This is a genomic window from Sphingobium sp. GW821-FHT02B05 (assembly GCF_059421905.1).
The window spans coordinates 100,555-121,726 of record NZ_JBWKVW010000001.1 but is presented as its reverse complement, the minus strand read 5'-3'; the positions used below and the strand labels follow the sequence as shown (position 1 = coordinate 121,726).

Annotated in this window: 24 protein-coding genes; 12 read left to right on the top strand and 12 right to left on the bottom strand. The window is 64.7% G+C overall.

The features are described 5' to 3' along the window. Positions 1 to 47 precede the first annotated feature (47 nt). Positions 48 to 1,289, top strand: coding sequence for a dicarboxylate/amino acid:cation symporter (locus tag AC07UX_RS00705; RefSeq protein WP_495190121.1), 1,242 nt, complete (start codon positions 48 to 50; stop codon positions 1,287 to 1,289). 8 nt (positions 1,290 to 1,297) lie between these two features. Here the strand turns inward: AC07UX_RS00705 and AC07UX_RS00700 are convergent, their stop codons facing one another. From AC07UX_RS00700 to mutM, 4 genes are all read right to left on the bottom strand, one after another. Continuing rightward, positions 1,298 to 1,918: a peptidylprolyl isomerase gene (locus tag AC07UX_RS00700; RefSeq protein WP_495190120.1), complete on the bottom strand. Its 621-nt coding sequence runs from the start codon at positions 1,916 to 1,918 to the stop codon at positions 1,298 to 1,300. Positions 1,919 to 1,942: 24 nt separating this feature from the next. Beyond that, positions 1,943 to 3,352 carry a chromosomal replication initiator protein DnaA gene (gene dnaA, locus AC07UX_RS00695; RefSeq protein WP_495190119.1) on the bottom strand — a complete coding sequence of 470 codons (1,410 nt, stop codon included), beginning with the start codon at positions 3,350 to 3,352 and terminating at the stop codon, positions 1,943 to 1,945. Between the two features lie 423 nt (positions 3,353 to 3,775). Beyond that, on the bottom strand, positions 3,776 to 4,039 hold the full coding sequence (gene rpsT / locus AC07UX_RS00690; RefSeq protein WP_311269274.1) for a 30S ribosomal protein S20: 264 nt from the start codon (positions 4,037 to 4,039) through the stop codon (positions 3,776 to 3,778). 116 nt (positions 4,040 to 4,155) lie between these two features. Continuing rightward, positions 4,156 to 4,983, bottom strand: coding sequence for a bifunctional DNA-formamidopyrimidine glycosylase/DNA-(apurinic or apyrimidinic site) lyase (gene mutM, locus AC07UX_RS00685; RefSeq protein ID WP_495191741.1), 828 nt, complete (start codon positions 4,981 to 4,983; stop codon positions 4,156 to 4,158). Positions 4,984 to 5,124: 141 nt separating this feature from the next. Between mutM and AC07UX_RS00680 the strand changes: the two genes are divergently transcribed. From AC07UX_RS00680 to AC07UX_RS00650, 7 genes are all read left to right on the top strand, one after another. Then, complete coding sequence (locus tag AC07UX_RS00680; protein ID WP_495190118.1) at positions 5,125 to 5,856, top strand: class I SAM-dependent methyltransferase; 732 nt, start codon at positions 5,125 to 5,127, stop codon at positions 5,854 to 5,856. Positions 5,857 to 5,863: 7 nt separating this feature from the next. After that, positions 5,864 to 7,402, top strand: coding sequence for a 2-polyprenylphenol 6-hydroxylase (ubiB, locus tag AC07UX_RS00675; protein WP_495190117.1), 1,539 nt, complete (start codon positions 5,864 to 5,866; stop codon positions 7,400 to 7,402). 99 nt (positions 7,403 to 7,501) lie between these two features. Beyond that, the gene (locus tag AC07UX_RS00670) at positions 7,502 to 8,761 is read left to right on the top strand and encodes a bifunctional phosphopantothenoylcysteine decarboxylase/phosphopantothenate synthase (RefSeq protein WP_495190116.1); all 1,260 of its coding nucleotides are present in this window, start codon (positions 7,502 to 7,504) and stop codon (positions 8,759 to 8,761) included. Further along, positions 8,736 to 9,191 carry a dUTP diphosphatase gene (gene dut / locus AC07UX_RS00665; protein WP_495190115.1) on the top strand — a complete coding sequence of 152 codons (456 nt, stop codon included), beginning with the start codon at positions 8,736 to 8,738 and terminating at the stop codon, positions 9,189 to 9,191. The genes AC07UX_RS00670 and dut overlap by 26 nt, the downstream gene beginning before the upstream one ends. 4 nt (positions 9,192 to 9,195) lie before the next feature. Further along, on the top strand, positions 9,196 to 9,600 hold the full coding sequence (locus tag AC07UX_RS00660; RefSeq protein WP_495190114.1) for a hypothetical protein: 405 nt from the start codon (positions 9,196 to 9,198) through the stop codon (positions 9,598 to 9,600). Further along, complete coding sequence (locus AC07UX_RS00655) at positions 9,597 to 10,364, top strand: HesA/MoeB/ThiF family protein (RefSeq protein ID WP_495190113.1); 768 nt, start codon at positions 9,597 to 9,599, stop codon at positions 10,362 to 10,364. Before AC07UX_RS00660 ends, AC07UX_RS00655 begins: the two co-directional genes overlap by 4 nt. After that, positions 10,352 to 10,717 (top strand): DsrE family protein, encoded by a 366-nt coding sequence (locus tag AC07UX_RS00650; protein WP_495190112.1) that lies wholly within the window; start codon positions 10,352 to 10,354, stop codon positions 10,715 to 10,717. The genes AC07UX_RS00655 and AC07UX_RS00650 overlap by 13 nt, the downstream gene beginning before the upstream one ends. Position 10,718: 1 nt before the next feature. Here the strand turns inward: AC07UX_RS00650 and AC07UX_RS00645 are convergent, their stop codons facing one another. Further along, entirely contained in the window at positions 10,719 to 10,895 is a 177-nt protein-coding gene (locus AC07UX_RS00645; RefSeq protein ID WP_495190111.1) for a hypothetical protein, read from the bottom strand. A gap of 69 nt (positions 10,896 to 10,964) precedes the next feature. Then, positions 10,965 to 11,399 carry an ExbD/TolR family protein gene (locus AC07UX_RS00640; RefSeq protein ID WP_495190110.1) on the bottom strand — a complete coding sequence of 145 codons (435 nt, stop codon included), beginning with the start codon at positions 11,397 to 11,399 and terminating at the stop codon, positions 10,965 to 10,967. A 175-nt stretch (positions 11,400 to 11,574) separates the two neighbouring features. On the opposite strand from AC07UX_RS00640, the gene thrS reads away from it, so the two are divergent. Together thrS and infC are read left to right on the top strand one after the other, a co-directional pair. Beyond that, entirely contained in the window at positions 11,575 to 13,572 is a 1,998-nt protein-coding gene (gene thrS / locus AC07UX_RS00635) for a threonine--tRNA ligase (protein WP_495191740.1), read from the top strand. A 130-nt stretch (positions 13,573 to 13,702) separates the two neighbouring features. Then, entirely contained in the window at positions 13,703 to 14,236 is a 534-nt protein-coding gene (gene infC, locus AC07UX_RS00630; RefSeq protein WP_495190109.1) for a translation initiation factor IF-3, read from the top strand. A 91-nt stretch (positions 14,237 to 14,327) separates the two neighbouring features. On the opposite strand, the gene msrA is transcribed toward infC, so the two are convergent. The 5 genes from msrA to pabB form a co-directional block, all read right to left on the bottom strand. Then, positions 14,328 to 15,014: a peptide-methionine (S)-S-oxide reductase MsrA gene (gene msrA, locus AC07UX_RS00625; protein ID WP_495190108.1), complete on the bottom strand. Its 687-nt coding sequence runs from the start codon at positions 15,012 to 15,014 to the stop codon at positions 14,328 to 14,330. Then, positions 14,986 to 15,150 carry a hypothetical protein gene (locus tag AC07UX_RS00620; protein WP_495190107.1) on the bottom strand — a complete coding sequence of 55 codons (165 nt, stop codon included), beginning with the start codon at positions 15,148 to 15,150 and terminating at the stop codon, positions 14,986 to 14,988. Before AC07UX_RS00620 ends, msrA begins: the two co-directional genes overlap by 29 nt. Positions 15,151 to 15,452: 302 nt before the next feature. Further along, entirely contained in the window at positions 15,453 to 16,655 is a 1,203-nt protein-coding gene (locus AC07UX_RS00615) for a pyridoxal phosphate-dependent aminotransferase (protein WP_495190106.1), read from the bottom strand. A gap of 140 nt (positions 16,656 to 16,795) precedes the next feature. Next, positions 16,796 to 17,419 carry an aminotransferase class IV gene (locus AC07UX_RS00610; RefSeq protein WP_495190105.1) on the bottom strand — a complete coding sequence of 208 codons (624 nt, stop codon included), beginning with the start codon at positions 17,417 to 17,419 and terminating at the stop codon, positions 16,796 to 16,798. Between the two features lie 47 nt (positions 17,420 to 17,466). Then, entirely contained in the window at positions 17,467 to 18,648 is a 1,182-nt protein-coding gene (gene pabB / locus AC07UX_RS00605; RefSeq protein WP_495190104.1) for an aminodeoxychorismate synthase component I, read from the bottom strand. Between the two features lie 92 nt (positions 18,649 to 18,740). On the opposite strand from pabB, the gene AC07UX_RS00600 reads away from it, so the two are divergent. Beyond that, a complete protein-coding gene (locus AC07UX_RS00600) occupies positions 18,741 to 19,118 on the top strand; it encodes a DUF983 domain-containing protein (protein WP_495190103.1) in 378 nt (125 codons plus the stop codon). 22 nt (positions 19,119 to 19,140) lie between these two features. Here AC07UX_RS00600 and AC07UX_RS00595 read toward each other — a convergent pair whose 3' ends face one another. Beyond that, the gene (locus tag AC07UX_RS00595; RefSeq protein WP_495190102.1) at positions 19,141 to 19,578 is read right to left on the bottom strand and encodes an acyl-CoA thioesterase; all 438 of its coding nucleotides are present in this window, start codon (positions 19,576 to 19,578) and stop codon (positions 19,141 to 19,143) included. A 236-nt stretch (positions 19,579 to 19,814) separates the two neighbouring features. Here AC07UX_RS00595 and AC07UX_RS00590 point away from each other — a divergent pair, with 236 nt between their 5' ends. After that, positions 19,815 to 21,059 carry a YceI family protein gene (locus AC07UX_RS00590; RefSeq protein WP_495190101.1) on the top strand — a complete coding sequence of 415 codons (1,245 nt, stop codon included), beginning with the start codon at positions 19,815 to 19,817 and terminating at the stop codon, positions 21,057 to 21,059. The last annotated feature ends 113 nt before the right edge of the window (positions 21,060 to 21,172 follow it).

The following is a 21,172-nucleotide window of genomic DNA, read 5'->3' as shown; positions in this document are numbered from 1 at the left end:
CCCCTGCCCGTTGCCATTCAGGCACCATCCCCAGGAAACCGAAACCCATGTCCTTGACCGTCCGCATCCTGATCGCGCTTGTACTGGGCCTTGGCTGCGGGATCGCCCTGGCGGAGGGTGGCGGGCCGTGGGGCGACGATGTGGTGGCGCTGGCCCAGCCGATCGGCAAGGCCTGGCTGGGCGGACTCCAGATGCCGCTCATCCCGCTGATCTTCGCCTTGCTGGTGACGGGCATCACCCAGGCGGCGACCAGCGTGCGGACCAACGGCATGGCCGGTCGGGCGATCGCCCTGTTCGCGATCCTGCTGGTCGGATCGGCGAGCGTCGCGGCGCTTGTGGGACCGCTGATGCTGCACCTCTGGCCCGTGCCGGCCGGGGCCGTCGGCGCGCTGGCGGGTGCGGAGGGCGTGGCCGAAGTGCCGGATGTGCGCCCCTCCGCGCAATGGCTGCTCGGTTTCATCCCGGTCAATCCATTGAAGTCGGCCAGCGAGGGGCAGGTGGTGGCCGTGGTGCTCTTCGCGCTGATCTTCGGCTTTGCCGTCACCCGCATCGCCGAGGCGCGCCGGACGCTGCTGACCGGCTTTTTTCAGGCGCTGGCCGACGCGCTGCTGATCGTGGTCGGCTGGGTCTTGTGGCTGGCGCCGATCGGCGTGTTCGCGCTGGCGCTGGTCGCGGGCGCGCGATCGGGTCTGGCGACGGCGGGGGCGCTGCTTCACTATATCGGCTTCATCGTGCTGATCTGCGTCGTCGTGACCTTGCTTATCTATCCGCTGGTCATGATCGCCGGGCGAATCGGTCTGGGCCGGTTCGTCCGCGCCGCCATCCCCGCGCAGGCCATCGCCTTTTCGACGCAAAGCTCGATCGCGTCCCTGCCCGCCATGATCCAGGCGAGCGACGGGCTGCTCGATGTGCGGGAAACCACGCGCAGCATCGTCCTGCCGCTCGCCATATCCTTGTTCCGCATCACCAGTCCGCCGGCCAATCTGGGCGTCGCCCTCTATGTCGCGGCGATGAACGGGGTCGCGCTCGGCCCGGCGCAACTGGTGATGGGCGTGCTGGTGGCCGCGATCGTCAGCCTGGCGGCGGTCGGCCTGCCCAGCCAGATCACCTTCTTCACCACCACCGGTCCCATCTGCCTGGCCATGGGGGTGCCCGTGGAGGCGCTGCCCCTGCTATTGGCGGTGGAGACGGTGCCCGACATCTTCCGTACTGTCGGTAACGTCACCGCCGACATGGCGGCTGGCCGGATTTTGGATCGGGCGTCTGAGGACAGGGACGAACTACGCTGACGCCAAGGTTACGGCACCCGTCGCGCCGTCACGATCCGAATCGGGTCGGCCAGCATCTGGCCCTTCATCACACCTTCTCCGGCCGTGGCGGATTTGGGCGCGGCGAGGATCGCCTTCACTACGTCCAGCCCCTCCACCACATGGGCGAAGACGGCAAAACCCTGATTGTCACCGCTCGCCTGTTGCGGCTGGGCATCCATGCCCGGCATCTTGCCCAGCACGATGAAAAAGTCGCCGGTCGCGCTGCCCGGCGCATAACGGGCCATCGACAGCGCGCCGTCATCATGGGTGAGGCCGGTCTGGCTGGTCGGCTCATGCTTGATCGGGGGCAGGATGCGCTTGGGGTCGTTCTTCGCCCCGCCCTGCACGAAGCCGTAATCGGCCGCGCCCACGCCGCGATAGAAGGCCGTGCCGTCGAACCGCTTCTGGTCGACATATTTCAGGAAGTTGGCGGCCGTGACCGGCGCCTTGTCGGCGTGGACGGCGACGATGATCTTACCGGCGCTGGTGTCGAGCGCGACCCGCACATCCTGCGAAGTAGGCGCGGGCGGCGCCGCTGGCTGCGTCTGGGCCGCAACCGGCGAGAGGGTCAGCAAAGCGGCGGCGAACAGGACAAGCTGGCGAATCATGCCGCCAGCCTATCGGGTTCCTTCTCAGCCTTCCAGCAGGCGCTGCAACGCGCGGACGTCGGCGTCCATGTCCGGGTTGCTTTCGCGCAGCGCCTCGATCGTGCGCACCGCATGGATCACCGTGCTGTGATCGCGCCCGCCGAAGATACGGCCGATTTCGGGGAGCGAACGCGGCGTCATCTTCTTGGCAAGATACATCGCCACCTGACGCGGGCGCGCGACCGCGCGGGCGCGGCGCTTGGAGCGCATTTCCGACGGGTCTATCTTGAAATGGGCGGCGCAGGCCTTCTGGATTTCGTCCACCGTGATGCGGCGGGCATTGGCCCGCACGGCATCGGCCAGCATCTGCTGCGCGAAGTCGAGGTCGATCGAGCGGCCGGTCAGCTGGCCATAGGCGACCAGCTTGTTGAACGCGCCTTCCAGTTCGCGCACGTTCGACCGGATCGACCGGGCCAGGAAATCGATGACCGCATTGGGCACCGGCGGATCGCCGGCGACGGCGCGCTTGGATTCGAGGATGGCGAGGCGCAGGTCGAGGCCGGCCGGCTGAATGTCCGCGACCAGACCACCGGCCAGGCGCGACAGGATGCGCGGGTCGATCGATTCGAGCAGCTGGGGCGCCCGGTCGGCGGTCACGACGATGCGCGCGCCGGTATCGATCAGGTCGTTGATCGTGTGGAGAAACTCCTCCTGCGTCGATCCCTTGCCCGCGATGAACTGGATATCGTCGATCAGCAGCAGCCGGGCGGCGCGCAGCCGGCCCTTGAACGCCATCGTCTCATTGGCGCGCATCGCGTTCACAAATTCGACCATGAAGCGTTCGGCCGACATGTAGAGGACGGCCTGCGACGGGCTGTGCGCGCAGAAGGCGCGGGCGATCGCATGCAGCAGATGCGTCTTGCCCTGCCCCGTGCCGCCGTGGATGAAGAGCGGGCTGAAACGCGGCGTGGCTTCGCCCGCCATCGCCTGCGCCGCCGAAAAGGCCAGGCGATTGGTATCGCCCGTCACAAATTCTTCGAAACCATGGCGCGGCAGGAAGTTGGAAGCGATCGCGACAGGCGCATCGACGAGCGAAGGCGCGGCATCCTCCACATGCACGACTTCCAGCAGGCGCGGGCCGGCCACGTCGGTCGCCCGGCGCAGGCGCACTTCGCGCACGCCGACGCTGGCACTGCGCCAGGCCATGCGCAGGCGGTCGCCAAATTGGCCGGACACGAAATTGGCGCTGAAGTCGCTGGCCACCAGCAGGTCGAGCGTCTGCGATTCGGCGCAATAGTCGCCCAGCCGCACGGGCTTCAACCACTGGTCGAACATCCGCGCGCCGACATCGCGGCGCAGGCCGGTGCGGATCGCGGTCCAGGCGGATTCCAGGCCGGCATCGGCCTTGTCCACCTGTCCGTCCTGCCAACCAACCACGCGCACAATATCCTTCATAGACTTAGACGACCCTACCAATAGTGCCCCCCGACTTCGGGCAGGAAAAAAGACGCAAGGAGCCCGATCCGGAAACGCCCCCGTTTCCGGATTCTCCACGATAATCGATCTCAAATGACGGCCGCTTCAAGGTGATTCGACAGCGGCCGGATTTCAAAAATAGACGGGCCTGCTTGATGGGATCAAGGGCGGCTTGGTTCAAAAAAGTGAAATAAAGCCGTTGACTCGGCAAAGCCGCGGGAATCCGCCGACAATCAAATTATGACAGTTTTTCAACAGTTTATTGACGATGATTTGCGCTGCAATGCGTCGAATCGCGGGAAATCCGCCGATCGTCCAAAGTGAACAAAATATGAAGAAACGACGAAAGGCCCGCCCCGGCAGCCGGGGCGGGCCTTTAAATCGTCAAAAAGCCGGAGGCTTTTAGGCGAGCGCGCTGACAGCCTTGGTCAGGCGGCCGAACTTGCGCGACGCGGTATTCTTGTGCAGCACGCCGCGGGCAACGCCACGGGCCAGTTCGGGCTGAACGGCCTGAAGGGCGGTTGCAGCGACGTCCTTGTCACCGGCGGTGATCGCGGCTTCCACCTTCTTCACCAGGGTGCGGATCCGGCTGATGCGGGCGCCATTGATTGCGGCGCGACGCTCGTTGCGACGGATGCGCTTCTTGGCTTGCGGCGTATTGGCCATTCTATTCCTCGGTTCTCATCAAATCTCGGGAAGAGGCTCGCCGAACTGCCGACATGCCTCGTGAAGGTGCGCCCCTTACAGAGTATCGGAGCGGGCGTCAACGGATTCGGGCAGCGCTATTTCTGACATTTCGGGCAGAAGAAGGTCGATCGGCCACCATCGACCCGGCGCTGGACGGTGCCACCGCACAGGCAGATTTCGCCTTCTCGCCCATAGACACGCCATTGTTTGGAGAAATAGCCCAACTCTCCATCTGGTCGCGCATAGTCGCGCAGGGTGGAGCCGCCTGCGACGATGGCGGCCGACAGGACTTCGCGAATCGCCTCCACCAGCAGGGCGAGTCGTGCCCGGCCGATTTTGCCCGCCGCCCGAGTCGGGGCGATGCCGGCCATGTTGAGCGCTTCGCACACATAGATATTGCCCAGTCCCGCCACGATCCGCTGATCCAGCAGCGCGGCCTTGATCGACGTCCCCTTGCCGCCCAGCGCGCCGGCCAGATAAGCAGTATGGAAATCCGGTCCCAGCGGCTCCGGCCCCATGCGGGTGAAGGGCGTGTAGCTTTGCCATGCGTCCGACCGCACCAGATCGAGCGATCCGAATCGGCGCGGGTCGTTGAGCGAGAGGACATGGCCCTTCCCGGATTCTTTCGGCCCTGTTTCCAGCAGCAGATGGTCGTGCGTGCCGATTTCCGCCGGGTCGATTCGCCAGCGGCCCGACATGCCCAGGTGAAAGATCATCATGTCGCCGCGATCGGTTTCGATAAGGCCATATTTGGCGCGGCGCGACAGGCCCGTCACGGTGGCGCCGGTCATCCGCTGGCGCAGATCGACAGGGATCGGCCAGCGCAGGTCGGCGCGGCGCGGCTCCACGCGGGTCAGCACGCTGCCTTCCAGCACGGAACGCAGGCCAGCGACAGTGGTTTCGACTTCGGGAAGCTCAGGCATGCGCATCATGTAGGGACTGTCGGTCCCGGACAATAGGGCGGATACATCCTCCCCGTATGTTTCGAGCGAATGGAAGGAGAGGATCATGTCCCCTCTCCTTCGCGCTGGCATGGCGCCGGAACTGCGGCTAGAGCGAAGCCCATGAGCGAAACAGCATCCTTTGGCTATCGCGACGTCGATGCCGCCGAAAAAGCGGGCATGGTCCGCGAAGTCTTCTCCAATGTCGCGGCCAAATATGACCTGATGAACGACGCCATGTCCGGCGGCGCGCATCGCTTGTGGAAGGATCAGTTCGTGCGTCGGGTAAAGCCCCGCGCCGGCGAACAGATTCTCGACATGGCGGGCGGCACCGGCGACATCGCGTTCCGCATGCACAGGCATGGCGCACAGGTCACGGTGTCCGACATCAATCCCGAAATGCTGGCCGTGGGCGTCGAGAGAGCACAGAAAAAGGGCATGCAGGGCCTGATCTGGTCGGAGCAGAATGCCGAGACGCTTACCTTTGGCGATCGCGCGTTCGACGCCTATACGATCGCTTTTGGCATCCGCAACGTCACCCATATCGACCAGGCTCTGCGGGAAGCGAACCGAGTGCTGAAGTTCGGCGGACGCTTCTTCTGCCTGGAATTTTCGACCACCACCTGGCCGGGCTTTTCGGACGTCTATGACGTCTATTCCCACAAGCTGGTGCCGCATCTGGGCAAGCTGTTCGCCAACGATGCCGACAGCTATCGCTATCTGATCGAATCGATCCGCCGCTTCCCGCCCATGCCCAAGTTCGAAAGCATGATCCGCGAGGCCGGTTTCGTGAATACGAAGGTCGAACCGATAATGGGCGGGCTGGTCGCGATTCATTCGGGCTGGAAGATCTGACGCCCGCATGACCGCTCATATCACGCATATCTGGCGTCTCCTCAAATGGGGGCGCACCCTGGCGCGGCATGGCGCGCTGACCGGGATCGAGCGCGATCCGCTCACCCCCGGCCCGGTCCGGCGCCTGGTCCGCATCGCGCGTCTGGGCGCGCGCGTGCCCCAGCAGCCGCGCTATGCCGATGCTTTCCAGTCGATCGGCCCGGCCGCGATCAAGCTGGGCCAGACGCTGGCGACCCGGCCCGATCTGGTTGGCGATCATGCGGCGAACGATCTGCTGCGCTTGCAGGACGCCCTGCCCCCCGTGCCGTTCGATACGATCCGGGCGCAGGTCGAAACCAGTTTCGGCCGCCCGCTGGAGCAGGTCTATAGCCGTTTCGACGAACATCCGGTGGGCGCCGCCTCCATCGCGCAAGTGCATCGCGCGGTCACTACAGATGGCCGCGACGTCGCGGTGAAGGTCATCCGGCCCGGCGTCATCGACAAGTTCAACAGGGACATCCAGACCTATGAATGGGCCGCCGCCCATGTCGAGATGCTGGGCGGTGAGATCGCGCGTCTGCGTCCGCGCCTGGTCATCGCGAATTTCAAGCGCTGGACCGTGCGCGAACTGGACCTGCGCCGTGAAGCGGCGTCCGCCTCCGAACTCTCCGAAGCGATGGAGGCGATGCCGGGTTACAGCATCCCCGCCATCGACTGGGACCGCACGACCGGCAAGGTCATGACGATGGAGTGGATCGACGGCATCAAGATTTCCGATCGCGACGCGCTGATCGCGGCTGGCCATGATGTGAAAGATATCGCCGCCCGCCTCGTCAACGCCTTCCTGCGACAGGCGATTGCGGAGGGGTTCTTCCACGCCGACATGCATCAGGGGAACCTGTTCGTAAAAGCCAATGGCGACATCGTCGCGATCGATTTCGGGATCATGGGCCGGATCGACCGGCGCGCGCGCATGTGGCTGGCGGAAATTCTCTATGGCCTGATCACCGGCAATTATAAGCGCGTGGCGGAAATTCACTTCGAGGCGCAATATGTGCCGGCCCATCACAATGTCGCGGAATTCGCCACGGCCCTGCGCGCTGTGGGCGAACCGATGCGCGGCAAGCCGGTGCGCGAACTGTCCGTGGGCGGGATGCTGGACGGCCTGTTCGCCATCACCCGCGATTTCGACATGCAGACCCAACCGCATCTGCTGCTGCTGCAAAAGACGATGGTGATGGTGGAGGGCGTGGCGACCGCGCTCGACCCCGACATCAACCTGTGGGAAACCAGCGGCCCCTATGTGAAGAACTGGCTGCGCGACGAATTGGGGCCTGAAGCGAAGGCGGCCGACACGCTGATCGAAAACTGGCGCACGCTTCAGCGACTGCCGGGCCTGGTCAAGCGGATCGAGGACGCCTTCCCCGAAAAGGGCGGCGCCCCGCCCCCGCCGCCGCTGACCGAAGTGAAGCTGATCCGCGTGGGTGGCGGCTGGCGCTATGCGCTGGTGGCGGTGATCGCGGCGGCGGCCGGGGCTGGCGCTATGGCATTGCTTACCTTATCCTGAGGCCATGACGCGCAAAGACGCCACTGCCCGGATCCATGCGCCTTTGGCAAAGACGGATTTGGCCGTGTCATGCCATGCGGAATTGGACCGGATCGACGAATGACCCAGCGCGTCCTCCTCATCGTGTCGGGCGGTATTGCCGCCTATAAGTCGCTCGAACTGGTGCGGCTGCTGCGCAAGCGGGGCATTGCGGTGCGCGCGGTGCTGACGGAAAGCGCGGCGCAGTTCGTGACGCCGCTGTCGCTGGGCGTGCTGACGGAAGATCAGGTCTATGACGATCTGTTCGACCTGAAGGCCGAGCGCGAGATCGGCCATATCCAGCTGTCGCGCCAGGCCGATCTGGTCGTCGTGGCGCCCGCGACGGCCAACATCCTTGCCAAGATGGCGAACGGCATTGCCGACGATCTGGCGACCACCTTGCTGCTGGCCACCGACAAGCCGGTGCTGGCCGTGCCGGCGATGAACGTCCGCATGTGGCATCATGCCGCGACCCAGCGGAACCTGACCCGGCTGCGCGGCGATGGCGTGCATGTGATGGAGCCGGACGACGGCGCCATGGCCTGCGGCGAATTTGGCAAGGGACGACTGCCCGAACCCGAAGCCATTGCCACAGAAATTGCGCGGTTGCTCGAAACGCCGTTCGCATCGAGCGAAGTGGAGACGCCTTTCACTCAACCGGTTCCAGACAGGCGCGAAGCAAGCGGCGGTTTATCGGGCAAGCATATCCTCATCACCGCCGGCCCGACGCATGAGCCGATCGACCCGGTGCGCTACATCGCCAATCGCTCGTCGGGCAAGCAGGGCTTCGCCATCGCCGCCGCCGCCGCACGGGCTGGCGCGCGCGTCACGCTGGTCGCCGGGCCGGTCCATCTGCCCACGCCCGCGGGCGTCGATCGCATCGATGTGGAAACCGCACGGCAGATGCTGGCCGCCGTCGAAACCGCTTTGCCCGCCGACGTCGCGATCATGGTCGCCGCCGTGGCCGACTGGCGCACCGCCGACGCGGCCGACCAGAAGCTGAAGAAGGATGGCTCCGGTCAGCCGGCCCCGCTCGCGCTGGTCGAGAACCCCGACATTCTGGCCACGCTGGGCCATCATGCGCGGCGCCCTGCCCTGCTGATCGGTTTTGCCGCCGAAACGCAGAAGATCGCCGAGCATGCGCAGGCCAAGCTCGCAAGGAAAGGCGCGGACTGGATCGTCGCCAATGACGTATCGGGAGACGTGATGGGCGGCGATGCCAATGCCGTACAGATCGTCAGCGCCGCCGGCATCATATCCTGGCCCAGCCTCCCCAAAAGCGAGGTGGCCGACATACTCATCGAAAAGGTTGCCCATGCCCTCGCCTCTTCCCCCGATTGACATCCAGCTGAAGCGCCTGCCCCATGGGGAGGGGCTGCCGGTGCCGACCTATGCCACCGCCCATGCGGCGGGGATGGATGTCGTGTCGGCGGAGGATCTGGTGCTGGCGCCGGGCGGCCGTCATGCCGTCGCGACCGGCTTTGCGATGGCTATTCCCGAAGGCTATGAGGTTCAGGTGCGCCCCCGGTCCGGGCTGGCGCTGAAACATGGCATCAGCCTGCCCAATACGCCCGGCACGATCGACGCCGACTATCGCGGCGAATTGAAGGTCATCCTCATCAACCTGGGCGACCAGCCCTTCCCGATCGCGCGCGGCGACCGGATCGCCCAGCTGGTGGCGGCGCCGGTGCAGCTTGCCAGCTTTGCCGAAGTCGATAGTCTGGACGATACCGTTCGCGGAGAGGGCGGGTTCGGTTCCACAGGAGTGTGATGCGATGACAATGCTGCTTTCGCTGATGCTGGCTGCAACCCCGGTACCGGGCGCCGCGCCGCCCATGCCGCAGGATCTGGGCAGCGTGCCCGTCATCGACGGCTGGCTGGGGCGGCGCAAATCGCCGGAATGGTCGGAGGATGTCGCCCGCCTCTATCGCCGTGGCGAATGTAGCGGCGCGGTCGATCATCAGGGATCGCATCTGCTGGAAATCGACATGCTGTTCCTGCTGTCGGGGGAGGGAAAGCCGCTGAAGATCGCGCCGGTCAACGCCCGCTGCCCCGAAGTGGAAAAGTTCGTGAGCAGCCGCATCCTGAGTTCGCTGCGCAACAGCTTCCCCAAGGACGGCGCGGCCGAGCCGCACTGGATGCGCTCGCAGGTTCGCTTCCTCTGGTCCGACGCGCCGTGACGCTGAGCGATGACCAGCTGGAGCGCTATGCCCGGCATATCATCCTCAAGGAAATAGGCGGCGCGGGTCAGGCCCGGCTGCTGTCGGCCGATGTGGCGGTGATCGGCGCGGGCGGCATCGGCAGCCCGGCGATTCTCTATCTGGCGGCCGCCGGCATCGGCACCATCCGCGTGATCGATCATGATGCGGTCGCCCTGTCCAATCTTCAGCGACAGGTCCTGTTCGGCACGGCCGATGTCGGGACACCCAAGGCGGAGGCGGCGATGGCTGCCGTCGCCCGGCTCAATCCGGATGTGAAGCTGATCCCCATCAACGCGCGACTCGACGCCGCCAATGCCGATCTGATCCTGCGCGAGGCCGATGTCGTGCTGGACGGATGCGATAATTTCGACACACGGCTGGCGGTGGCCGACGCGACCCAGCGGCTGCGTATTCCGCTGGTGTCGGCCGCGGTCGGCCCGTTCGAGGGGCAGGTCGCGACCTATCGCGGCTGGGAAGCGGGCAAGCCATGTTATCGTTGCCTGGTCGGTGCGCCACAGGATGCGCCGGAACGCAACTGCGCCGAAACCGGCGTGATCGGCGCGCTGACCGGCGCGATGGGCAGCCTGGCCGCGCTGGAGGCGATTCGCGCGCTGGTCCCGTTCGGCACGGACATGGCCGGGCGGTTGCTGATCGCCGACCTGCTGTCCATGCGGTTCCGCACGCTGGAGGTGCCCAAAGACCCGGCCTGCCCCGGTTGCGCGGTGGAACTATGCGCGCCCTGAATATCATCGTCGCCACCGCCGATGCGGAGCGGTTGCGCGGCGCGCTGATGCTGGCGGCGGCGCAGGCGGCGCTGGGTGGAGAGGCGGCGATATTCCTGCAACTCGATGCGGTCGCCTTGCTGGCGACGCCGCTCGCCGGCCCACGCGATGCCGATCATCGGGCGGCGGGCCTGCCTGATCTTGCCACGTTGCTGGCCGAATCACTGGCATTGGGGGTCACCCTGTCCGCCTGCCAGAGCGGACTGGCCCTGAGCAGCATGACGGCAGCGGACCTGCCCCAAGGCGTCGATGTCGGCGGGCCGATCGGCTTCCTGCAACAGGCGAGCGATGGCGCCCGGCTCTTGATCGCGTGACTTATCGCAGAACCGGCAGGTAGCGCCAATTGCTCTGGCCGTGCTGCCGCGCGGCGGGTGCGACGTCGAAGCCGGGGATGCCGGTGCCGTCTGATGCCGGCAGGGCCGCCATATGCGCCACGCCCCACACGGCGCCGAGGCAGAAGAAGGCGATCAGACCATATCGAATGGATTTCATGCGCCCTGCCCCCTTTCCATGCCCGCCTTTCTACAGGGGACGCAGGCAGGGGACAAGGCACAGCTATTGTCAGAAATCCCGATAGCGTTCGTTGCCGACGAAGCCCAGATGGGTGACGCCGGACCGTTTGATATCGGCCAGCACTTCATCCACGGTCACGTAACGGGCATCGGCCTCCGGCTGGAACTGCAATTCCGGCTCGACCGGCATCCGGAGCGACGCCGCCAGATATTGCCGCAGCGTCAGCCGATCGACCGCCGCCCCGTTCCAGCGGATCACGCCCGCCGCATCGATCGTCACCTTGTTCTTGACCGGGTCCATCGGGATTGTCTGCTCGACCGCCTGCCCCGGCAGGTCGACGCCGATGCTATGCGTCTGGATCGGGATGGTGATGATGAACATGATGAGAAGCACCAGCATCACGTCGATCAACGGCGTGGTGTTCAGATCGGAAATGGGCGTCCCCTGATCGCCCGATTGGGGTGTTGCAAAGCTCAAAGCCATACGTCCCTCCTCATGCTGAAATATGATATATCAGCACATTAATGATGCGCTGCCGGCGGCATCTTGGCAAGAGGGGTTCTATTGACAGGACCGACCGCCCATTTAAGGGGAAGGCGCGGCTTTCCGGATGCCGCGCAACCTGACATTTTCAATAGAAAGACCCTCCGTGTCCGCCATGCTCAAGATCACCCTGCCCGATGGTTCCGTGCGTGAAGTCGCGCCCGGCACTACCCCGGCGGATATTGCAGCGGCGATCGGGCCGGGTCTGGCGAAAGCCGCGATCGCCGCGCGCGTCGATGGCGAACTGCGCGACATCGGTCGCCCGCTGGAACGGGACTCCAACCTCGCGCTGGTGACGAACAAGGATGAGGCCGACGCGCTGGAGCTGGCGCGACACGATTTCGCCCATGTGCTGGCCGAAGCTGTGCAAAGCCTGTTCCCCGGCACGCAGATCACCTTCGGCCCATCGACGGACGATGGTTTCTATTATGATTTCGCGCCCCCAATGATCGATGGAAAGCCTCGCCCTTTCACCGAGGAAGACCTCCCAGCGATCGAGGCGGAAATGCGCAGGATCATCGCCGCCAACAAGCCGCTGGTGCGCGAAGTCATCGCCCGCGACACGCTGATCGCGCAGTGGGAAGCCGCCGGCGAAACGTTCAAGGCGCAATGGGCCGCCGAACTGCCGCAGGGCGAGGAACTGACCGTCTATCATTCGGGAGACGGCTGGTATGACATGTGCCGCGGCCCGCATCTGGCCTCCACCGGCCGGCTGGACCCGGCCGCTTTCAAACTGACGCGCGTGTCGGGCGCCTATTGGCGCGGCGACCAGAATAATGCGATGCTCTCCCGCATCTATGGCACCGGCTGGCTCAACAAGAAGCAACTGGCCGAGCATCTGACGCGGCTGGAAGAAGCGGGCAAGCGCGACCATCGCAAGCTGGGCGCGGAGATGGACCTGTTCCACCTTCAGCAGGAAGCGCATGGCAGCGTCTTCTGGCACCCCAAAGGCTATCTGATCTGGCGCGAACTGGAAGCCTATATGCGCCGCGCCATCGACGATGCGGGCTATCGCGAGGTGAAGACGCCGCAGGTGATGGACGCGCGCCAATGGGAGCAGTCCGGCCATTGGGGCAAATATCGCGAGAATATGTTCGTCATTCCCGACGAAGTGCCCAATGTCGCCGATGAAGGCCCGCTGGTGTCGGATGATGCCGACTGGATGGCCTTGAAGCCCATGAACTGCCCGGCGCATATCCTGATCTTCAAGCAGGGGATCAAAAGCTATCGCGACCTGCCGCTGCGCTTCTACGAAAATGGCTGCTGCCACCGCAACGAGCCGCATGGCGCGCTCCACGGCCTGATGCGCGTACGCCAGTTCACGCAGGACGACGCGCATATCTTCTGCCGCGAAGACCAGATAGTCGATGAAGTCCGTGCCTTCTGCGCGCTGGCCGACCGCATCTACAAGGATTTCGGCTTCACCTACTCGATCAAGCTGGCGCTGCGCCCCGAAAAGCGCTTCGGCAGCGAAGAGATGTGGGACAAGGCGGAGGAGGAACTGCGCAACGCGGTCGCCGCCGCTGGCCTCAACACACCCGAATATGGCTGGGAAGAATTGCCGGGCGAAGGCGCCTTCTACGCGCCGAAGCTGGAATGGCACCTGACCGACGCGATCGGCCGCACCTGGCAGGTCGGCACGATCCAGTCGGACCGCGTGCTGCCCGAACGACTCGACGCCAGCTACATCGCCGAAGATGGCGAACGGCATCGTCCGGTCATGCTGCATCGGGCGATCTTCGGCAGCTATGAACGCTTCATCGGTATCCTGATCGAACATTATGCGGGCAAATTCCCGCTGTGGCTCGCCCCGGTGCAGGCGGTGGTCGCGACCATCGTGTCGGACGCGGACGACTATGCGAAGGCGGCCGTCGAAAAGCTGCGCGCCGCCGGCATCCGTGCGGAAATCGACGTTCGGAACGAGAAGATCAACTACAAGGTGCGCGAACATAGCCTGGCCAAAGTCCCCAATCTGCTGGTCGTGGGCCGGCGCGAGGCGGATGAGGGCACGGTCGCGCTGCGCGCGCTGGGCAAGGAGGGGCAAAGCCTGCTTTCGCTCGACGATGTCATTTCTCGCCTTGCAATCGAGGCGCGCGCACCCGATATGCAGTGAGGCAGCAATGCCACAAGGGTTCGTAATTCCGTTACGGCGGGACTACGGACCCCTTTCGGCTTTGTTCAAAAGCCGCTAAGAGCCACTCGTTTCTGCAACGACCATAGGAGATACTGCTATACGTCCCCCGATGATGCGCCGCCCGCTGGCGCCGCCGCCGAAGTCCGGCCCTCGCTATAATGAATTCATCACCGTGCCCAAGGTGCGCGTGATCGATGATGAAGGCGAAAATCTCGGTGTGATGTTTACGCAGGAGGCGATCGAACAGGCCGCCGATGTGGGCCTCGACCTGGTCGAAGTGTCCCCGAACGCCGATCCGCCGGTCTGCAAGTTTCTGGACATCGGCAAGTTCAAGTACGAAGCCCAGAAAAAGGCGAATATCGCCCGCAAGACTCAGAAGACGCAGGAACTCAAAGAGATCAAGATGCGTCCGAACATCGACGATCATGACTATGATACGAAGATGAAGAAGGTCCATGATTTCATCGGCGACGGCGACAAGGTGAAGATCACCCTGCGCTTCCGCGGCCGCGAACTCAGCCACCAGCAGCTGGGCATGGCCCTGCTCCAGCGCGTGGCCGAAAATGTCCAGGAAGTCGCGAAGGTCGAAGCCTATCCGCGCATGGAAGGTCGCCAGATGCTGATGGTGCTGGCGCCCAAATAAGCCGTTCGATCATATGAACCGCAAAAAGGGCGGGGTCTGGATGCAGACCCCGCCCTTTTGCTTTACCACCCATAGCGCGATGGCAAGCCGGTCAGGCCGCCGGCTTTTCGCGATAGAATGTCGGAAACATCGCCTTGAATGCGGCCAGCTTGGGCACATCCCAGCGCATGATATAGGGATGGCGCGGATTTTTTCGCATGAAGTCCTGATGGTCGCGGGCTGCATTCTGAAAGCCGGTGAACCGCTCGACCCTGGTCACTACCGGGTCGCGCCAAAGGCCGCTCCTGCCAAGCTGCAACAGATAGGCGCTGGCCGCTTTCGCCTGCTCGTTATTCAATGGAAAGAGCGCGCCGCGATATTGGGTGCCACGGTCCGGCACCTGATAATTCAGCGTCGTGGGATCGGCGACGACCGAGAAGAAGATGCGGAGCAACGTGCCATAGCTGACCTGGCGCGGGTCATAAGTGACGCGGACCGCCTCGGCATAGCCGGTATCGCCGCCGCTCACGGTCTCATAATCGACCTTGCGGCCCCGCGGCCCGCCGGCAAAGCCCGTGACGACGAGCTGGACGCCTTTGACGTGGGAAAACACGCCCTCCACGCCCCAATAGCAACCGCCGGCAAATACGGCCGTTTCCAGCGCCCGCGTGGGCGCGGCATCGATGGTGGGGACAGGAGCGAGGATCGCGCGCTCGGCGCGCAAGGGGGTGGCGACGGCCAGCGCCGCCAGAGCAATCAAGGCAAGGCAGTTAGAGCGCAGCACCGGTGACGGGGGCATCGGTCGAGGTCGCCGCGATCGCGGTAGCGCCCAGCATCGGCGCTTCCTCTGGCTGAAGCAGGAACATGCCCACCGCACCAATGGCGAACCCGCCCAGGAAGCGCAGGAACAGGTCGGACTTCATGAATGCCAACATGGCAGACGCCTTTCTCATATATCTTTCAGGCCCTATCGACCTGCCGACTATCTCCATGCGCCTTGCCCCTGACTGAACGGTCCCCTGCCCTTCAGCAGGTTTCGACCAACGCCAGCCACAGAACGACGAATGGATGCAGCCTTTTAATCAGTTTCTCTATGCAACGGGCATATAAGCCATACTGCGTCAATCGCAAGACGGTGCGGTGCGAAAAACACCGTTTCCATTTTATGACGCATCGGAAAAAAACCGGCGCTTTCACGCCGGCCCTTCCCGTGTCGCACATGCGAAGTGGCAGACGCCTATTTCAGCGCGGCGCAGGCTTCCTGGATACGGGTGCATGCCTTCTTCAGCACCTCGTCCGACGTCGCGTAGCTGATGCGGAAGGCCGGCGACAGGCCAAAGGCGGCGCCATGCACGGCTGCAACCTTGGCCTCATCCAGGAAGTAGCCGATCAGCGTTTCGTCGCTGTCGATCCGTACGCCCTTGGGCGTCACCTTGCCGATCACGCCGCTGGCGTCGGGATAGACGTAGAAGGCGCCTTCGGGCGTCGGGCAGTCGAGGCCCGGCGCGTCGTTCAGCATGGCGACGACCATGTCGCGGCGCTTCTTGAACACGCCGTTGCGCTCTTCCAGGAAATCCTGCGGACCGGTCAGCGCGGCGACGGCGGCGGCCTGGCTGATCGAGCAGGGGTTGCTGGTCGATTGCGATTGCAGCTTGCTCATCGCCTTGATGATCCATTCGGGGCCACCGGCAAAACCGATGCGCCAGCCGGTCATGGAAAAGGCCTTGGAGCAGCCATTGACCGTCAGCGTGCGGTCATACAGTTCCGGGCAGACCTGCGCGATGGTGGCGAACGGCGTGGAAGCGTACCAGACATGTTCATACATATCGTCGGTCATCACCAGCACATGCGGATGGCGCAGCAGCACGTCGGCCAGGGCCTTCAGCTCATCGGCCGAATAGGCCGCGCCCGACGGGTTGGACGGCGAATTGAGCATCACCCATTTGGTGCGCGGCGTGATCGCGGCTTCCAGCTGGGCGGCGGTGATCTTGTAACCCTGGCTCGCGGGGCCTTCGATGAAGACCGGCTTGCCGCCCGCGAAATTCACGATGTCGGGATAGCTGACCCAATAGGGCGCCGGGATGATGACCTCATCGCCCGCATCGACGGTCGCGACCAGCGCGTTGAACAGCGTATGCTTGCCGCCCGAATTGACGCTGATCTGGCTGCGCTTGTAGATCAGGCCATTGTCGCGCTTGAACTTGAAGGCGACCGCTTCCTTGACGTCGGCGGTGCCGTCCACGTCGGTATAGCGGGTCAGGTTCTTGCGAATGGCCTCGATGCCCGCCTCTTTCACGAAATCAGGCGTATCGAAATCAGGCTCACCGGCGGACAGGCCAATAACGTCCACGCCTTCGGCTTTGAGCGCGTTCACGCGAGCGCTCATGGCGAGCGTGGCGGACGGCTGGATGCGACCGAGGGCAGCGGAAGTCTGGCTCATGGTAATAATCTTTCGAAAGAATCCCCGAGGCCCGCAATAAGGCGGACGCGGAGCGCCTTAGTGCGCAACGGACGATCCGGCAACCGGCCACTGGCCGCTTATTGGCTTTACGGCAGGATAGTGTGGCTATCGCGCCCCAATCAGTGCTGCAATGTCGCCGCCACCATGCCGCGCGAAGCGTTGCCGATGAAGAAGCCGCGCTCCAGATCATGGACGCGCAGGTCGCCTTCCACCGCTTCGCCCATCTCGATCAGGCTGCGGCGCAATATGCCCGGCAACAGGCCGCGTGATAGCGGCGGCGTCACCAGCTTGTCGCCACGCTCCACGAAGATGGAGGAAAAGCAGCCTTCCGTCAGATAGCCGGCTGCGTCGATCAGCACCACTTCATAGGTGCCGCCCCGTTTCAGCGCATCCTTGTAGAGGCTGCGATCGCTGGTCTTGTGCAGCAGGCGCTGGTCGTCGGCCGGCGCACGCCGCGGCACGGCGGCAACCCGCATGATCGCGTCGGGCCAGGTCCGATGGTCCCGCACCTCGATCGCCAGCGATCCGCCACGCGACGCCATCAGCCGCACCCGGCTGCGTTCGCGCAGGCGGAAGGTCGCGGCCTGCAATTCGTTGCGCACATCATGGCGATCGAACTGGAAGCCGAGCGCGTCGGCGCTCGCCTTGATCCGTTCAAGATGCAGGTCCAGCAACCTGATGCCTTCGAGTGGATCGAAAGCCATGGTTTCCAACAGGTCGAACTGTCCGTCAGCCAATGCCATTGAAACGTCTCAAGCCCCACAGCGCCAAAAGTCAAGCGCCCCAAAGATCATAGGAATGAAAGGAAACGCCCCTTGGCCAGGCACTCCGCCCATTCCGACCCACAATCGGAATCCGCGACGACGCCCGAGCCAAGGCCGAGCCGCCCCACCCCTGCGCCTTCTTCGACGCAAAGGGTGCGAATGGCAACATTGAACGCCGCGTCGCCCTCCGGATCGATCCAGCCCATCGTGCCGGTATAGGCGCCGCGCGGGTGCGGCTCGACCGCATCGATAATCTCCATCGCCCGCACCTTGGGCGCACCGGTGATGGAACCGCAGGGGAAGAGAATGCGCAGCACGTCGACCGGGGACAGGCCGGGCAGGATGCGCGCGCGGACCGTCGATACTAGCTGATGCACGGTGGGATAGGTTTCGACCTTGAACAGGTCCGGCACCGTCACGCTGCCGGCCTGCGACACGCGCGACAGGTCGTTGCGCAGCAGGTCGACGATCATCAGATTTTCGGCGCGCTGCTTGGCATCGCTTTCCAGCCAGCGCATCTGCGCTTCGTCCTCGACCGGGTCGGCGGCGCGGGTCGCGGTGCCTTTCATCGGCCGGGCGGTCAGCTGGCCCCGCACCTGGGTGAAGAAGAGTTCCGGCGAGAAGGACAGGATGGACTGCCCACCCGTGCGGATGACGCCGCCATAGCCCGCCGCCGCGCGCGGCCGGATCGCGGCATAAAGCGCCATCGGATCGCCCGACAGCGCCACTTCGCACGGAAAGGTCAGGTTGACCTGATAGATGTCGCCGGCGCGGATATAATCCTGCACCTGGGCAAAGGCGGCGGCATAGGCAGCCTCATCGACCATCGGCCGCAACGGACCGACCGTAGCGCCCGACGGATCGGGCAGCAGGCCGGGCACATCGGCGGACGGGATCAGCCTGACCCCTTCGAACAGCCCGAACCAGAGCAGAGGGGCAGCCGCGTCGCCCTGCGCGGCATGGGACCGGCCAAGGGCGATCGGCGCCAGCCGATCCTCCAGCGCAAGCCCCGCTTCATAGGCCATATAGCCCGCCACATGCAGCCCCTGCTCGCGCGCCTCCGCCAGCCGGTCGAGCGCAGGCTGCACTTGCGCCATGCTGTGCGCGGCGATGACCTCCACCGGATCGCGATAGAGACGCGCCGCCGCGCCGCGCGCGCGGGCATCGTCGAACAGGCAGAATTCTTCATGAGGACCAGGAAGGCGCATGGCGCTTCCTAACAGACTTTACGATCAGCGGAAGGCGATAAGGCGGCAATGCGGCGTTGCGCCGCGTCGCCAAAGCCCCTAGCGCACGGGCCATGACCGATCCCACGCCGCCTGCTGACCGTCCCGTCGCTCCCGCGATCGGCCATGGCCTGCGCGGTCGGTGCCCGGCCTGCGGCGAAGGGCGGATGTTCGCCCGCTTCCTGAAACCGGCTCCCGCCTGCCCGCAGTGCGGCCTCGCGCTGGACGGGCATCAGGCGGACGATTTCCCCGCCTATATCGTGATCCTGCTCCTGGGTCATATCCTGGTGCCGTTGATGATAGAGGTGAACGGTGCGCTGGCCATACCACTGGGCTGGCAGGCACTGATCTGGCCCGGCCTGGCGATCATCCTGGCCCTGGCGATGATCCAGCCGGTCAAGGGCGCGGTCATCGCCGTGCAATGGAGCCGGCGCATGGCCGGCTTCCGCTAGAGAAGGTCTGGTCCGGCCGTCTCTACTCAGGCTGGCGCAGGAAATTCAGCTCCATCGCCTCGCGCAGCGTGTCGTCGATCAGGCGGCGGCCTTCGGCGCCATGGGTGACGACCGTGGTGTCGCAAGTGGCGACGCACACGCCCTTCTGGAAGCCGGCCGAGCTGATGGTCCAGCTGGTGCGGCCGATATGGCCGATCGCGCAATGCACTTCGAACGGATAGGGGAAATGCGATTCCTCGACGAAGTTCAGGTTCACGTTCGCCACCAGCCAGCGCACGCCCTGTTCCTGCGGATGGCGGCCCATATGATGATGGAAACGGATGCGCGCGGTTTCGAAAATGCCGGAAATCGCCACATTGTTGATGTGGCCCATGGTGTCGAGATCCTGGAACCGCGTGTCGATGCTGGTCACGAAGCGATAGGCTTGCGGGTTCAGACGCCAGGATTCGGGTTTGGCCATGTCCTGCAATTCCTTGTCATGATCGTTGCTAGCCTCTTAACCCGGATGGCGGGTGATGCAATCATACCCGCAAAAAGTGGCACCAGTGCGGCCTTTTGGACACATAGGGCCGGCATGTGGCAACGAAGCGTTTCCGGCGCGACCGATGGACTTGGCCGGCCCGCCCTCCTAGTTTCGCGACCGATATGATAATGGATGACGCATAGGCCATGAAAGCCGTGCCAGGGAAAACGACCATGCAACGCTACAGCCGCGCCGCCATCTTCCTGCACTGGGCCATTGCCGCCCTGCTCGCGTTCCAGATCGCCGTCGGCTGGGCGCTGGAGGATCTGGGGTCGCACGGCTTCTTCCTCTATCAATGGCACAAGTCGGTCGGCATGCTGATCCTGGCGCTGACGCTCGCCCGCATCGCGATCCGTTACTGGAAGCCGCGCCCGGCAAAGCTGGAGGGCGGTTGGCAGGGCGCGCTCGCCTCGGCCGTGCATGTCGGCCTCTACGCCTTCATGCTGGGCGCGCCGCTGACCGGCTGGGCGCTGGTATCGACGGCGAAGGTCAAGGTGCCGACGCTGCTCTTCGGCATCCTTCCCTTGCCGCACCTGCCCCTCCCGGCGGCGAGCCATGCGCTCGCCGAAAACGGTCATGGCCTGCTCGCCTGGCTCGGCATCGCGCTGTTCCTGCTGCATGTCGCAGGGGCGCTGCGCCATCATGTGATGATGGGCGATGGCCTGATCTGGCGCATGATACCGGGCCGATCGCCGATCCTGCTGGTCGGCCTGCCCGCACTGATCGCCGTCGGCTTCCTTGCCGGCCGCGCGATCCTGCCGGCGCCGCGAGCCGCAACCCCCGCGCCCGTCGCCGCGCCAGCGGACAATGCGGTCGATCCGGAAACCAACATGGCGGAAACCGCCAACCTCGCCGCGCCCGCCGACAATGCCGCCGCCAACGCCAGCGAGGCCGCTGCCCAAGAACCCGCCGGCCCGCCGCCCGCCTGGACGGTGCTGCCCGGCGGCCGCATCGGCTTTTCGGTCGGCAATGATGGCGACACGATCAGCGGCAGCTTCGCCAAATGGACGGCGGCCATCGTGATGGACCCCGACCATCCCGACAGCGCCGATATCCAGGTGACGATCGGCATGGCCTCGGCCAGCGTGGGTGACGCCTATAAGGACGGCATGCTGCCGGGCGACGAGTTTTTCGGCGTCGCCGCCCATCCCACGGCAACCTTCATAGCCAAGGGCGCGGAGGCGACCGGTCCCAACAGCTACCGCGCCCGCGGCACGCTGACGCTCAAGGGCGTGTCCAAGCCGCAGAGCATCCGCTTCACCCTGTCGGGCGGCAAGGGGATGGGGGACGCCACGCGCAAGATAGCGGGCAGCGCCACCATCGCCCGCGCGCCCTTTGGCGTGGGCAATGGCGACAGCAGCAACGGCCTCGCGGCACAGGTGGCGGTGACGTTCGCCTTCACGGCGAAGCGGAAATAGGGGCATCCGATCAGCCTGATCGCGACAATTCATTGCGCACATCCATGGCCTAACTGGTACATTCTTGCCTTGGCCCCCGCTAAAGCGTAGGGGCGGCGCCTATTTTATCTTGT